Genomic DNA, 299 nt, shown 5'->3' with positions numbered 1-299 from the left:
CCTACGGGTGGCAGCAGTGAGGAATATTGCACAATGGAGGAAACTCTGATGCAGCAACGCCGCGTGGAGGATGACGCATTTCGGTGTGTAAACTCCTTTTAAGAGGGAAGATTATGACGGTACCTCTTGAATAAGCACCGGCTAACTCCGTGCCAGCAGCCGCGGTAATACGGAGGGTGCAAGCGTTACTCGGAATCACTGGGCGTAAAGGGTGCGTAGGCTGGCTTTTAAGTCAGGTGTGAAATCCAATGGCTCAACCATTGAACTGCACTTGAAACTGAGAGCCTAGAGTTCAGAAG

The 299-nt window shown here is 51.2% G+C and carries 1 rRNA gene; it reads left to right on the top strand.

Annotated features, from left to right (window positions below):
* Positions 1 to 299, top strand: a 16S ribosomal RNA gene (locus ACTHSL_RS13395); the annotation flags it as partial.

It is taken from the genome of Neisseria sp. P0008.S010 (assembly GCF_051962715.1).
In the GTDB taxonomy this organism is placed as follows: Bacteria; Pseudomonadota; Gammaproteobacteria; order Burkholderiales; family Neisseriaceae; genus Neisseria; species Neisseria elongata.
The sequence above is the reverse complement of the archived record's forward strand: the minus strand, read 5'-3'. Positions and strand labels throughout refer to the sequence as shown.